The following is a 13,553-nucleotide window of genomic DNA, read 5'->3' on the forward strand; positions in this document are numbered from 1 at the left end:
CACGCTGCCCCGTGCGGCCGCCGTCGGGCTGGCTCAGTGAAGCTTGTGCCCGAGGCTCGTGAGCAGGCGCCCGACGGCGTCCTCCGCGGTTGGCGGTGGGCCGAAGACTTCGCGTTGCCGTGAGGTATCGGCGACGTAGCGGCCGGTCCCGAACCAGTCGATCATCGCCCCGAGGTCCTTCGCCATCGGATTGAGCGGGTTCATCTGGGTGAGGACGAGCTCAATCTGCCGCCCAAGCATCCGGGCAGAGATATCGGCGATGTCCTGAATGCTTACCGGCCGGTCCCAACCGATGTCGATGCGCTGACCTTCGACGCCCCTCGCGTCGACTGCCGCCGCGAGGTACCCGGCCAGGTCACTGGCAAGAACGTAGGTCAGGGGAACGCTCGAAGACCCGAACCACGTAAGCCGCCCTTCGATGAAAGGGTCGCCGAAGCGGGCGATCTGCTCAAGGAAGGCGCCCGGACGCAGGGCCACGAACGGGACCCCCAGTTCTTCCAGGCGATCCTCGGTCAGTTTCTTGTGCCAGAAGTGCGGAACCTCCGGGGTTTGATCGCACGTGAGGATACTGGTGAGGACGAATCTGCGAATACTGGCGCGGCTGGCGGCATCGACGAGGTTGGTGTTGCCTACGGTGTCGATGACGGGGCTGTCGCCGTCCCGATGGTGGGTGTATCCCGCAGCTGAGGTGATCACAGCGTCCACGCCGTCCATGGCCTCCACCAGCGACTCCGGGTCCATCATGTCGCCTCGGGCGATCGTGGCCCCTAACTGCTCGAGGCGGCTCGCGTCCGATTCCGGCCGCACCAAGGCACGGACTTGTTTTCCACCTGCCAGCAGCCTCGACACGACCTGGCTGCCCAGCATCCCGGTGCCCCCGACCACAAGCACTGGTCCTGAGTCCGTCATTTACTCCTCCACCTCACCGCGCCATCCTCCGGTTTCGTTTCCGCGCGACTCTATGAACTCCTTGAATTTCTTCAAGTCCGCCTTCACCTGCATCTCGTCAATTTGGAGTGCCGCTCCGGCCTTCTCCATGACGGTTTCGGGCTCCCATTCGAAATGGACTTTGACGTGCGTGTGGTTCGCGTCCAGCGGGGAAAACCTAATGATGCCGGCGTGCGACTTGCCGTCAATACTGCGCCAGGCAATCCGGTCGTCGGGTTCTTGGTCGACTATCTCCGTATCGAATGCCAGTTCCACACCCCCTACCTTCGTGACCCAGTGGTTGGTCGTGTCGCTCAACTGGGTTACGGATTCCACCCCGGACATGAATCGGGGAAAGGACTCAAACTGCGTCCATTGGTTGTAAGCCGTACGGACAGGGACGGCCACGTCAATCGTTTCTTCAACCTTCCGCATCTTTCCTCCTCGCTCGGACCTGCGTGACCTGGCCGAAGGGATTGCCCCTGGGACCGTCCGTCCGGGAAGCCAGTCACTCTTGAACGTTAAGCCTGCTGATTATCCAAGTCCAGACGGGCCAGGTAGCTGCTTCCGTGCCCGCCCATTCCAAAAGCCGGTTACGTCCGGGAGCGCCCGCGGCGCGCGACTGCGTCGATCGTCACGGCCGCGACGAGAACCAGTGCCGTGACGACGTACTTTGCCGGTGCGCTGTAGCCCTGCAAGCCCATTCCGTTATCGATTGTGGCGATCACGAGTCCGCCCAGGACGCCGTGCAGCACCTTGCCGCGACCGCCGAACAAGCTGGTCCCGCCGATGACCGCTGCCGCCACGGCATAAAGCACCAGCGTGCCGCCGTCGTACGACGTCGAGACGGAACGGAGCCGCGACGCGTAGACGATTCCGCCGATTCCTGCGGTGAAGGAAGCGAGGATGAAGGCGAGGGTGCGAATGCGGGCAAGGTTCACGCCTCCCCGCCGCGCGGCCTCGGCGTTGCCGCCAATGGCGTAGACGTAACGGCCGAACCGGGTTCGCCCAAGCAGCAGTGTCCATGCGGCGAGGACTCCGAGCACCACGAGAAGGACCCACGGAACGCCACTGATTTCGACCAGGATGCCGCGGTCCGTATTGCAGAGCCACACGATGGCAACCCCGGCGGCGAGCACGGCCGCGATCTTCAGGGCGCTCACGCTGGCGGGCGGCGCGACGAGCCCGGTGTTGCGCCGGCGGGCGTCGCGCAGCCACGTCCACGCGCTGAACGCTCCGACGACGACGAGCATGAGGATCCAGCTCGTGACGGGGCTGAGGTTGCCGCTCGCGATGTTGTTGATGACGTTGTCGTTGATGGGCACTACGCCGCCGCTGCCGAGGATGATGAGCATGACGCCAAGCCAGCCGAGCTGGCCGCCAAGGGTCACGACGAACGACGGCAATCCGAGGCGGGTGATGATCGTGCCATGAAGCAGCCCGATCCCCGCGCAGCCAAGCAGGCCGACGGCGATCGCCGCCCACCACGGCCAGCCGGTGGACTCCTGGACGAGTTCGGCCATGATGACGCCGCCCACACCACCGACGTACCCGATGGACAAGTCGATTTCGCCGAGTAGGAGGACGAAGACCTGGCCCATCGCCAACAGCATGAAGACCGAACCCTGGATGAGCAGGTTCACCATGTTCCCGGCAGTCAGGAAGTTCGGGTTCAACGATTGGAACAACACCGAGATCAGCAACAGGCCCGCAAGAACCGGCAGCACTCCGCTCTCGCCGCCCCGGACCCGCGCGAACGCCGCGCGGAAGTATTCGGGGAGCGACGTCGCGGTGATGTCCGGGTTCAACGCCAATGCGGCCTTCCGCTTGGCGGCTGCCGTGGTCGGCTCGTCCTGGAGCACGGCTGCCGCGGAAGGGAGCGGACCCTTTGCGGCGGTGAGCTGACGGTCCGACGGCGGTGGCGACGCGAGTTCCGGCCGTGCCCGATCGGAGAACCCCGTGGTCATCAGGTCGACCACGATCTGCCGGTCCATTTCCGTGACAGGCCGGATGGCCACAAGCTGCCCGAGCCTGAGCACGGCGATGCGGTCTGCGACCTCGAACACGTCGTTCATGTTGTGCGAGACGACGATGACGGCGACGCCCCGGTCGGCGAGCTGGCGGATCAGGTGGAGGACCACCTCCGTCTGGGCGACGCCGAGGGCCGCGGTCGGCTCGTCCATGATGACGAGCTTCGAGTTCCACAGCACCGACTTCGCGATGGCCACGGACTGGCGTTGCCCTCCGGACAGCGACGCGACGGGTTGCCGGATCGATCGCACTGTTGTCACGGCCAGGCTCGCGAGTGTCTCCCGGGCCGCGATCTCCATGTTCTCTTCGTCGAGGAGAAAGTGGCGCAGGCGTTCGCGGCCGAGGAACAGGTTCTGCACGATATCGAGGTTGTCGCACAGCGCAAGGTCCTGGTAGACAGTCTCGATTCCGAGCGCCGCCGCTTCGTGCGGCGAGTTCAACCGTACGGGCTGGTTCTCCCAAAACAGCTGCCCGTCGTCGGGCGTGTGAATGCCGGCGACGCATTTGATCAATACCGATTTGCCCGCGCCGTTGTCGCCGGCAAGCGCAGTCACCTTGCCGATCGGTACCTCAAGCGTAATGTCGACCAGTGCCTGCACCGGCCCGAAGTTCTTGTCGATGCCCTCCAGCCGAAGCAGGGGCCCGACGTCGGCGGGGTCCGGGGTTGCCAACTCACTCATGGTTTGGACTACTGGATACCTGCCGCGGTGCACGCGTCCTTCACTTGCGAGATGCACAGCGAAGAGCTCGTTACGGCGCCGTCCTTGACGACGGTGTCCGCCATGTTCTTCGTGGTCACCCACAGCGGGGTCAGCAGGACCGATCCGACGTCGGACTTCGCGGTGTCGTCCGTGGTCTTGCCGTTGACAAGGGTTGACGGAACGGTCACGCCCGCCCGCAGGTAGAGGGCTGCCGCGGCGGCCGCCTGGGCCTCAAAGTAGATCGGCTTGTACACCGTTCCGCACTGGTATCCCTTCAGGATGTTCTGCAGGCCGGACAATGACGCATCCTGTCCCGTGGTCGGGAAGGTCTTGGCGGGAATTTGCTTGCTCTGCAGGTAGGCGATCACAGCGTTGGCGTTGTCGTCGTTAGGCGTGACCACAGCGTTGATGTTCGGGTGGGCGGTGTATTGCTGGGCGAACGTCGTCTGTGCCACGGAGGGTGTCCAGGTGCCGGCGGGTTCTCCGACGTTGACGTACTCGCCGTTGTCGAAGTGCGGCTTGAGTACCCCGTTATATCCTTCGGCGAACAGCTTCGCGTTGTTGTCGGTCGGATCGCCATCCATGACCAGGATGTTCGGCTTGGTGACTTTCCAATCTGCGATGCACGTGATCTCGCCCTGGCCGATCAGCTGGCCAACCTTGACGTTGTCGAAGCTGACGTAGGTGCGATCCTTCGCCCCGCCTTTGACGAGCCGGTCATAGTCGATCACTTTGACGCCGCGCGCGTTGGCGGCCGCCTCGATGGCCGCGCCGGAGCCGGAGTCGAGGGCGTCGACAAGGAGCACTGACGCGCCGGCTGTGATGTCAGCCTCGGCCTGCGTCTGCATTGTGCTTGCGCTGCCCTGCGCATTGTCGATCTTGAACTTTGAGGAGTCGAGTCCAGCGGCTTCGAAGGCCTTCTTCAGGTAGGGGGCATCGAAGGTGACGTACCGCGCGGAAGTGGTGGTGTCCGGCAGCAGCACGCCGACCATCCCTTTGCCTTGTGATGCGAGGGAGGTGAGCTGTTTCATTGCCGAGAAATCGGCCGTGAACGCATCCGCGGAGATCTGCGGTACCGCTCCTCCGGGACTCGTGGTGCTCGACGTCGTCGATGTGCTCGTGCTCGAGCAGGCGGCGAGCGCCGTGATAGCGAGAGTTGCAATGAAGGCGGTTCCGGCGCTTCGTGCCGGGACCTTCATGGTTGACATTTCTTTCCTTCCATTGGTTTCGACTGCAAGCGACCTGGCGGGGTCGGGCCGGAACCTGGGCGTTGGCGCCGGACGCAGGTCCACGCCGGAGGCCACGGCGGTTCTCACCAACGGACGTCGATAAGTCAGCACTGGGCTGACTGCGACTTTATGACCAGCGACTCGATATCACGGGGTCCTCTCTGGACGGACGTGCCGGCGACGGCGGGCATGTTCGTCAATGTTGCTCTATGACTACGTTGTAGACCGGAAGTCCGCTGTTAGCAAGGCTTCGTGAGCGGCAGGATTCGACGACGGCGGACTAATCCCGTACGCGTTCGTCGGGAAGTAGCTGCATACGGATTTTGTTACATCAATACCGGAGTACATGCTCCGTACCCCGGGATGCAGTCCACATCACAGAGGTGGGTTCAATGAAGAAATGGACGCGATGGCAGGATTGGGTCACGGTTATCGCCGGTCTCTATGCTGCTCTGTCGGTCATCTGGACCACGGCGGCCGGCTCGTCCGCTGCCCTGATGGTCGTGTTCGGCGTTTTGCTGATCGTTAGCGGTGTCATCAATCTGGCCATGCCCGGAACGCCGGTCATGGAGTGGGTGCAGGCAGCATTCGGTGCCTTGCTGTTCCTTTCTCCGTGGCTAGGCTCCTACTCCATGCAAGCCGGAGTCGCCTGGACATCCTGGATCGCTGGCCTGGTGGCGCTCGTCGTCACCGCGATGGCGATCAAGCCCAGCACCGAGGAACACCGGCATCACATGGTCAGCCCTTCGCACTGAAGTGCTGAACCGTGAGGTGCTGAAACACTGAACAGCGGGAATACCGACCGGCGGGCCGTCATAGGACCCGCCGATCGCCGTCTCTTGCTTCAGTATTCCGACCCTACACAGGTCATACGCAGTTCAGGCTTTCAGGACGGCAGCCCCGGTAATGCGGCCGCCGGCCAAATCCCGTAACGCCCTATCGGCCTCAGACAATGGATACGCGGTCGTGGTAGGAGCCAGCCGAATTTCCGCGGCCAGGGACCAGAACTCCTCTCCGTCCGCCCGCGTATTGGCGCTGACACTGCGAAGCCTGCGCTCGTAGAAGAGATCAGAGGAGTAGTTCAGGGGCGGTATGTCGCTGAGGTGGATGCCTGCAATGGCGAGGGTCCCGCCCCGGTCCAACGCCTTGAGTGCCACAGGAACTAGGTCCCCGACGGGAGCAAAGAGTATCGCCGAGTCGAGTGGGTCCGGCGGGGAATCGTACGCGTCGCCCGCAAACACGGCGCCCAGTTCACGCGCCAGTTCGCGGGCAGGCTCCGAACGGGTCATCACGTAGACCTGCGCTCCTTGGTGGCGCGCCATTTGTGCCGTGAGATGGGCAGAGCCTCCGAAGCCATAGATGCCCAGTCGGCCGCCCGGCGGAAGCTCTGCCAGTTTGAGGGCCCGGTACCCGATGATGCCGGAGCACAAGAGAGGGGCCGCCTGCTCGTCCGAAAACTGAGGCGGGATGGCATAGGCGAAATCCTCGGAAATCGTGAGTTGTTCGGCGTAGCCGCCGTCCCTGTCCCATCCGGTGAAGACAGGGGAGAGGCAGAGATTCTCGTCGCCACGGCGGCAATACGCGCAGGTCCCGCACGTTCCGCCGAGCCAGGCCACTCCGACCCTGTCGCCGCGCCGGAACCTCACGCACCCTTCGCCCGCCTCGCTGACCATTCCTACCGCTTCGTGGCCGGGTACGACGTTCGGCATCCGCGGCGCAAGGTCACCCTCTGCGAGGTGCAGATCCGTGCGGCAGACACCACACGTTCGGACGCGGACGAGGAGCTCCCGCCGCCCGGGGTGCGGATCGGGCCGTTCGCCCCAAATAAGCGGCCGGGATTCAATCGGACCCGGTTCCCGGACCCACCATGCACGCATCGGGCCCTGCCCCGCCGCTAGATCTGCTTCTCCGCGGTGGAGCCGGCGTTCGCGGCCCGCCGCTCGGCTTTCAGCAGACGCAGGCCGCTGGCCAGTACTCCCACATGGCTGAACGCCTGCGGGAAGTTCCCGAGGAATTCGCCGGTATCCGGGTGGATCTGCTCGGGAAGCAGGCCCAGTGGATTCGCTCGGCTGCAGAGGGACTCGTAGAGTTCGTGGGCCTCATCCACGCGCCCTTGTCCGGCCAGGTTGTCCACCAACCAGAAGCTGCAGAGGAGGAACGCCCCTTCGCTCCCCGGCAGGCCATCGGGAGAAACCTCTGGCAGGTAGCGGAACAAAAGTCCGTTGCCGGCGTCGAGCTCTGCGGCGATGGCTTGAGTAGTGGACACCATCCGCGGATCGTCGAAATCAATGACGTTGCGGACAGGAAGGGTCAACAAGGACGCGTCCAGTCCGCCATGGCCGCCCAGATTCTCGGTAAACGTGCGCCGCCGTGGATCCCAGGATTGCGTCAGGGCAGCCTGCCGGATTCGCCGGGCCGTGGCCTCCCACCGGCGCTTGGGATAGGGAAGCCCGTCCCTCCGCGCGATCTGAATGGCGCGGTCGATCGCGACGTAACATAGCGCCGCCGAGTAGGTGAAGGGCCTGCTTTTGTCCCGGATTTCCCAAGGCCCCGAGTCCGGAGCCCTCCAGTTCCTGATGGCCATTTCCACGATCGGGATCAGTGCGGCCCAGAGCCGCTCATCGACTCGCTTCCCGCTGCCCGACCACTGGTATGCGATATCGACGATTTCACCGTACACATCGTGCTGAAGTTGGTGGCGGGCGCCGTTTCCCCACCTGACCGGGGCCGAGCCGCGGTATCCCCTCAACTGTGGATCCTGCACCTCTTCGGGCGGCTGGGAACCGTCCAAGGCGTACATGACGTGCGGGACACCGTCCCGCTCAACGTTGGTCAGGACCCAGGCGAGGAAGACGTCCGCATCACTGGGGTCGCCAATGCGCCTGAACACATAGTTGGAGAAGGACGCGTCGCGGACCCACGTGTACCTGTAGTCCCAGTTCCGCGACGTCCCTGGCCACTCAGGCAGGGATGAGGTGGCGGCCGCCAGGATGGCCCCCGTTTCGGCGTGATCCAACATTTTCAGCGTCAGGGCCGAACGCTTCATCAACTCCGCTTGGGAGCCTTCGCAGTCCAGGCTCGACGCCCACCGGCGCCAGGCGTACACGGTCTGGTCGATGAGCTTCTTGCTCTCGGGATGCTGACGAAGCCGGAACCGTCCCGACCAGTGCAGGACCATGGTCAGGGTCTCTCCGGCGCGAAGCGTCAATTCGGCGGACAAGCCACGGCCGTCAGGGATCAGTTCAACGGAGGACCACAGGTAAACTTCCTGCACTCCGTCCTGCCGCCAATCAAACCTCCAGCCGGTGGCCAGGGCGTCAAAGGTGACACCAGCCTTCGGTATCAGGCTGATGCGCAGCGGGACGTCGCCGCCCACGGCTCGCGCGTGCCGCAGGAGTTCGGAACGGCCGGCCGGCACCGGCTCCGACAAGTCGGCGCCGGCACGCAGCGTAAGTCCGTCCGTCACCTGCAGCACGCCGCGATCCGACACGAGGGACGTGACCAGCACGCAGGAATCCTCGGTGTAGCGCTGGGAGGATGCCAGAGTGCGAAGAGGGGCTATTTCAAAACGGCCGCCTGAATCCGCGTCAAGGATCCCCGCCAGGAACGGGGGACTGTCGAATTCCGGCAGGCAAAGCCAGGTAATTGCGCCGTCCCGTCCCACCAAAGCGCACGTGGACCCATCGCCGATAAGTCCGTGATCCTCGATGGGCAAATACCCGTCCTGGTTAGCCACCGGACGCGCTTGGGCACCAGTGATCATTCCGTTCACTCCCTTGGGTTCAGGCGAGGCTTCCTATATGGATTCTCCCGCCGTTCCCGCGCGCACGCCACAGTCCCCCCATCCCGCCCGGGGCTTGCGGGTCCATGCCCTCAGGGAGTGAGCAGGACCTTGATGGAGCGCCGTTCGTCCATGGCGCGGTAGGCCTCGGGGGCGTCCTCGAGCGGCATCACGGTGTCGAAGACCCGTCCCGGATTGATCTTTCCCTCGAGTACGTCGGCGAGCAGTTCCGGGATATAGGTGCGAGCCGGAGCCATGCCGCCGGCAATCGAAATGTTCGTGTCGAACAAGTAGCGCAGCGGGGCTTCGGCTCCGCCCGTCGGGACACCGACAAAGCCGAGGGCGCCGCCCGGGCGGACGCTGTGCAGTGCCTGTTCCATGGATTCCTTGGTCCCGACGCACTCCAGGACGGAGTCGGCCAAAACGCCTCCCAGCAACTCACGGACCTTGGCCACTCCGTCGTCGCCACGCTCGGCGACGATGTCCGTGGCCCCGAACTCGAGGGCAATCGCCTGGCGGTCCGCGTGGCGGGACATCGCGATGATCCTCTCGGCTCCAAGCCGCTTCGCTGCGAGCACGCCGCAGAGCCCTACCGCGCCGTCGCCGACGACGACGACCGTCCTGCCGGGGCCGACCTTTGCCGCGAGGGCGGCGTGGTGGCCGGTCGCCATCACGTCGGAAAGCGTCAGCAAGCTCGCGCGGAGGGCGTCGTCGGGTTCCGTGACGCCGGGAACCTTGACGAGGGTCGACTCGGCGAGCGGTACGCGCACGGCCTGGCCCTGGCCGCCGTCGATCGCGTGCCCGCTGTCATCTTTGCCGCCCCAACCTGCCAAATGATCGCAGGCAACGGTGACGCCGTTCAAGCATTGCGGGCAGGCGCCGCAGCTGACCAGGAAGGGAGCGATGACGAAGTCGCCGACCGCCAAGCCCGTGATGTCGTCGCCGATGCTTTCCACCGTGCCGATGAATTCGTGTCCAATGGCCGAAGGCTGGTGGGTGGGCTTGACCCCGCGGTACGGCCACAGATCCGATCCGCAGACGCAGGAGGCGGTGACTTTGACAACGACGTCGGTGGGCAGCTGGATCGTGGGGAAGTTACGGTCTTCAACACGGATGTCGCCGGGACCGTGGATGATGGTGGCGCGCATGGGGCTCCTCAAATGGTGGTTGGTGGGCTTGAATCGAGTCTATCCCCGCCGCGCCTATGGTCCTGTACTGGCCGGTAGCTCAGCCCGGACTCGCAACGGCCACGTTCGCTGCTTGGCGTCCAAGTCGCGCAGAATAGCTCCATGACAAAAAGCAGCGGGCGCTTGCCACGGCTTGAGGATGTGGCGGAACGGGCGGGAGTCTCGCACCAGACCGTGTCCCGGGTGATCAACGACCACCCCAACGTCAGCAAGGGCACTCGTGAGCGTGTCGAGGCGGCGATCGCCGAACTGGGTTACCGGCGCAACACTGCTGCACGGAGCCTCGTGACCCGTCGCTCCCAGACCATCGGTGTCCTGGCCAGTGAGCTGGCGCAATACGGTCCGGCGAACACCTTGCTGGGCGTCGAACAGGCGGCGAGGGATGCCGGCTATTTCGTCAGCATCGCAGCTTTGAGGACGGTCAATCGTGAGGCGATTCTTGATGCAGTCCGGCATTTCCTGGACCAGTCCGTGGAGGGGATCGTCGTCATCGTGCCGCATTCGGAGACCCTGCTGGCGTTGGCGGAAGTGAATGCCGGGGTTCCCGTGGTGGCCGTCGGATCGATGGGCGACGCCTTCGTCAGCGGAGCGATGGTAGACCAGCAGCGCGGCGCGGAACTGGCCGTGAGGCATCTGCTTGATCAAGGACATCGCAGGATCGGACACGTGGCCGGCCCGCAGGATTGGATCGACGGCGTGGCCAGGGCCGAAGGGTGGAGCGCGGCGTTGCGGGCCGCGGGCCTTGAGGATGATCTGCTGGTGGTGGGGGACTGGAGTGCCGGCAGCGGCTACGACATCGGCAGGAAACTCGCCGCTGAAAGGACGGCCACCGCGCTTTTCGTGGGAAATGACCAGATGGCCCTGGGCCTGTTGCGGGCCTTCAGCGAGGCGGGCGTCCGCGTGCCCGAGGACGTTTCGGTGGTGGGTTTCGATGACCAACCCGAATCCGGCTACTTCACGCCGCCGCTGACCACGGTGCGCCAGGACTTCGAAGAACTCGGGCGGCGCTGCATGGACCTCATGCTGGGCGGCATCGAGGACGGGCAAAGCGTCGGCACCACCGTGGTGGAGCCGGAGTTGGTGGTGCGCCAAAGTACTTCCGCCCCCGACTGATCGCCTTTTGTTTCAAGTGGGCGGTGGGCCCTTGACGCTGCTGCCTTGACACTGTTGTCTTGACGTGCGAATTGTTAGCGCTCACAATTGGACGAGTCCGCAAGGCTGCGGACTGGCTATTGGAGGATTTTCATGGGCGTCACAGCGGACGGCAAGGAACATTACGTCATCGGCGTGGACTACGGCACGCTTTCCGGCAGGGCGGTCGTGGTGCGGGTCAGGGACGGCAAGGAACTGGGAAGCGGCGTGTTCGACTACCCGCACGCGGTCATCACCGAGGCTTTGCCCGGCGATCTGGCGGATGGACCTGATGGCACAGGCGTCCGGCTTCCGGGGGAATGGGCGCTTCAGGTGCCGGAGGACTACCGCGAGGTGTTGCGTCATGCGGTTCCCGCCGCGGTGCGCGACGCCGGGATCGATCCGGCCGCCGTCGTCGGGATCGCCACCGACTTCACGGCGTGCACCATGGTGCCGGTGAAGGCCGACGGCACTCCGCTCAGCGAACTTCCCGGCTTCGCCAACCGGCCGCATGCGTATGTGAAGTTGTGGCGGCACCACGCTGCCCAGGGGCAGGCGGACCGCATCAACGCCTTGGCAGCCGAGCTCGGCGAAGCCTGGCTGCCGCGCTATGGTGGGCTCATTTCTTCTGAATGGGAGTTCGCCAAAGGCCTCCAGTTGCTGGAGGAGGACCCGGGCGCGTACGCGGAGATGGACCACTGGGTCGAAGCCGCGGACTGGATCGTCTGGCAGCTGTGCGGGAACTATGTGCGTAATGCCTGCACCGCCGGGTACAAGGGCATCTACCAGGACGGCAAATACCCGGCTGAAGACTTCCTTGCGGCGCTGAACCCGGACTTCAAGGACTTCGTGTCCACCAAGCTGGCCCACACGATCGGCCGGCTCGGCGATGCCGCCGGCTACCTGACGGCCGAGGCCGCCGCCTGGACCGGCCTGCGCGAGGGCATCGCCGTCGCGGTCGGGAATGTCGACGCGCACGTCACCGCGCCGGCTGCCCGGGCCGTGGAGCCCGGGCAGCTTGTCGCGATCATGGGCACCTCCACGTGCCATGTCATGAACGCGGATGTCCTGCGCGAGGTGCCGGGCATGTGCGGAGTAGTCGACGGCGGGATCGTGGACGGCCTCTGGGGTTACGAAGCAGGCCAGTCCGGGGTGGGAGACATCTTCGGCTGGTTCACCAAGTACGGCGTGCCGCCCGAATACCACGAAGCCGCCGGTGAACTCGGCCTGGGGATCCACGAGTACCTCACCGAACTCGCCGCCCGCCAAGAAATCGGTGAACACGGACTCATCGCCCTGGACTGGCACTCGGGCAACCGGTCGGTCCTGGTGGATCACGAGCTGTCCGGAGTGATCGTCGGCCAGACCTTGGCGACCCGCCCGGAAGATATCTATCGGGCGCTGCTGGAGGCCACGGCCTTCGGCACCCGCACTATCGTTGACGCCTTCCGCGACGCGGGGGTGCCGGTGAAGGAATTCATCGTCGCCGGAGGGCTCCTGAAGAACACGCTGCTGATGCAGATCTACGCCGATATCACCGGGCTGCCGCTCTCCACGATCGGTTCCGCCCAGGGTCCTGCGTTGGGTTCTGCCATCCACGCCGCGGTCGCCGCGGGGGAGTACCCGGACATCCGGGCGGCCGCGGCCGCCATGGGATCCGAACCCGGAGCCGTCTACACGCCGATCCCGGAAAGGGTCGCCGCCTACGAAGAACTGTTCGCCGAGTACCAGACCCTCCACGACTACTTCGGCAGGGGAGCGAACGAGGTCATGCACCGGCTCAAGAAGATGCAACGCTCGGCACACCAAACCGCGCCAATGGATCCCGTTCTGGAAGGAAGCAACGCATGAGCGCCCTGCTGGAGACGATTGCCAGGATCCGGGCCGAGGTCTGCGCCCTGCACACCGAACTGACCCGCTACGAGCTCGTGGTGTGGACCGCGGGCAATGTCTCTGCCCGCGTACCCGGCCAGGACCTGATGGTGATCAAACCGTCCGGGGTTTCTTATGAGCAGCTTACTCCCGAGTCCATGGTGGTCACCGACCTCCATGGGGTTCCCGTTGCGGGCGATCGCGAGGGTGAGTGGGGCAACCCGGAACTGTCGCCGTCGTCGGACACCGCCGCGCACGCCTACGTCTACCGGAACATGCCCGACGTCGGGGGCGTGGTGCATACGCACTCGACCTACGCGACGGCCTGGGCCGCGCGCGGTGAGGCGATCCCGTGCGTGTTGACCATGATGGGGGACGAATTCGGCGGCACCATCCCGGTGGGCCCGTTCGCGTTGATCGGGGACGACTCGATCGGCCGCGGCATCGTGGAAACACTCAGGGCCTCCCATTCGCCGGCGGTCCTGATGCAGAACCACGGCCCGTTCACCATCGGCAAGGACGCCCGCTCCGCCGTCAAGGCCGCCGTCATGTGCGAGGAAGTGGCCCGCACGGTCCACATTTCCCGGCAGCTCGGCGATCCGCTGCCCATCGACGCGGGCCAGATCGAGTCCCTCTACGACCGGTACCAGAACGTCTATGGCCGCTGACGCGGCCTGCCGCCAGGCCTTCCAAC

At 64.9% G+C, this 13,553-nt stretch carries 11 protein-coding genes; 4 read left to right on the forward strand and 7 right to left on the reverse strand.

Annotation, left to right across the window (positions count from 1 at the left end; all coding sequences use genetic code 11):
- Positions 1-33: 33 nt before the first annotated feature.
- The 4 genes from ACSVHC_RS20950 to ACSVHC_RS20965 form a co-directional block, all read right to left on the reverse strand.
- Positions 34-909 carry an SDR family oxidoreductase gene (locus ACSVHC_RS20950; protein WP_437770189.1) on the reverse strand — a complete coding sequence of 292 codons (876 nt, stop codon included), beginning with the start codon at positions 907-909 and terminating at the stop codon, positions 34-36.
- The gene (locus ACSVHC_RS20955) at positions 910-1,362 is read right to left on the reverse strand and encodes an SRPBCC family protein (RefSeq protein ID WP_437770188.1); all 453 of its coding nucleotides are present in this window, start codon (positions 1,360-1,362) and stop codon (positions 910-912) included.
- 158 nt (positions 1,363-1,520) lie between these two features.
- The gene (locus ACSVHC_RS20960; RefSeq protein WP_437770187.1) at positions 1,521-3,638 is read right to left on the reverse strand and encodes an ABC transporter permease subunit; all 2,118 of its coding nucleotides are present in this window, start codon (positions 3,636-3,638) and stop codon (positions 1,521-1,523) included.
- An 8-nt stretch (positions 3,639-3,646) separates the two neighbouring features.
- Positions 3,647-4,867 carry a sugar ABC transporter substrate-binding protein gene (locus tag ACSVHC_RS20965; RefSeq protein WP_437770186.1) on the reverse strand — a complete coding sequence of 407 codons (1,221 nt, stop codon included), beginning with the start codon at positions 4,865-4,867 and terminating at the stop codon, positions 3,647-3,649.
- A 413-nt stretch (positions 4,868-5,280) separates the two neighbouring features.
- Here ACSVHC_RS20965 and ACSVHC_RS20970 point away from each other — a divergent pair, with 413 nt between their 5' ends.
- Positions 5,281-5,643, forward strand: coding sequence for an SPW repeat protein (locus ACSVHC_RS20970; RefSeq protein ID WP_437770185.1), 363 nt, complete (start codon positions 5,281-5,283; stop codon positions 5,641-5,643).
- 123 nt (positions 5,644-5,766) lie between these two features.
- Here the strand turns inward: ACSVHC_RS20970 and ACSVHC_RS20975 are convergent, their stop codons facing one another.
- From ACSVHC_RS20975 to ACSVHC_RS20985, 3 genes are all read right to left on the reverse strand, one after another.
- Complete coding sequence (locus tag ACSVHC_RS20975; protein WP_439181271.1) at positions 5,767-6,765, reverse strand: zinc-dependent alcohol dehydrogenase family protein; 999 nt, start codon at positions 6,763-6,765, stop codon at positions 5,767-5,769.
- A gap of 17 nt (positions 6,766-6,782) precedes the next feature.
- Positions 6,783-8,651, reverse strand: coding sequence for a glycoside hydrolase family 15 protein (locus tag ACSVHC_RS20980; protein WP_437770183.1), 1,869 nt, complete (start codon positions 8,649-8,651; stop codon positions 6,783-6,785).
- A 110-nt stretch (positions 8,652-8,761) separates the two neighbouring features.
- The gene (locus ACSVHC_RS20985; RefSeq protein ID WP_437770182.1) at positions 8,762-9,817 is read right to left on the reverse strand and encodes a zinc-dependent alcohol dehydrogenase family protein; all 1,056 of its coding nucleotides are present in this window, start codon (positions 9,815-9,817) and stop codon (positions 8,762-8,764) included.
- Between the two features lie 141 nt (positions 9,818-9,958).
- Between ACSVHC_RS20985 and ACSVHC_RS20990 the strand changes: the two genes are divergently transcribed.
- From ACSVHC_RS20990 to ACSVHC_RS21000, 3 genes are all read left to right on the forward strand, one after another.
- Positions 9,959-10,969, forward strand: a complete 1,011-nt coding sequence (locus ACSVHC_RS20990; protein WP_437770181.1) for a LacI family DNA-binding transcriptional regulator — start codon at positions 9,959-9,961, stop codon at positions 10,967-10,969.
- 132 nt (positions 10,970-11,101) lie between these two features.
- Entirely contained in the window at positions 11,102-12,838 is a 1,737-nt protein-coding gene (gene araB, locus ACSVHC_RS20995; RefSeq protein ID WP_439181272.1) for a ribulokinase, read from the forward strand.
- A complete protein-coding gene (locus tag ACSVHC_RS21000) occupies positions 12,835-13,527 on the forward strand; it encodes an L-ribulose-5-phosphate 4-epimerase (protein WP_437770179.1) in 693 nt (230 codons plus the stop codon). The genes araB and ACSVHC_RS21000 overlap by 4 nt, the downstream gene beginning before the upstream one ends.
- The last annotated feature ends 26 nt before the right edge of the window (positions 13,528-13,553 follow it).

It is taken from the genome of Arthrobacter sp. KNU-44, assembly GCF_051843155.1.
Classification (GTDB): domain Bacteria; phylum Actinomycetota; class Actinomycetes; order Actinomycetales; family Micrococcaceae; genus Arthrobacter.